Genomic DNA, 267 nt, shown 5'->3' with positions numbered 1-267 from the left:
CGCCGTATCCACCGACACCGCCGGACCCTCCAGGCCCAGACTGTAGGCAACCCGGCCCGACACCACACTCGACGTCGCTCCCGTCAGCCGCAATCCCTCGATCTCGGGCAGACTGCCGGCCGGTAGCGCCCCGTAGTCCGAGGCGCCGACGCCGCAGTAGACGCCCGTGTCCGAGCCGCGCAGGGACGTCGGGTCGATGCCCGCATCCTCGACGGCCTCCCAGGCCGCCTCCAGCATCAACCGCTGCTGCGGATCGATCGCCAACGC

Annotated in this window: 1 protein-coding gene; it reads right to left on the bottom strand. The window is 71.5% G+C overall.

Annotation, left to right across the window (positions count from 1 at the left end; genetic code table 11):
• A partial coding sequence (locus Q0994_RS34030) for a beta-ketoacyl synthase N-terminal-like domain-containing protein (protein WP_299542622.1) occupies nucleotides 1-267 on the bottom strand: 267 nt, incomplete at both ends.

Origin of the sequence: uncultured Streptomyces sp. (genome assembly GCF_947488945.1) — a bacterium.
Lineage (GTDB): Bacteria > Actinomycetota > Actinomycetes > Streptomycetales > Streptomycetaceae > Streptomyces.
The sequence above is the reverse complement of the archived record's forward strand: the minus strand, read 5'-3'. Positions and strand labels throughout refer to the sequence as shown.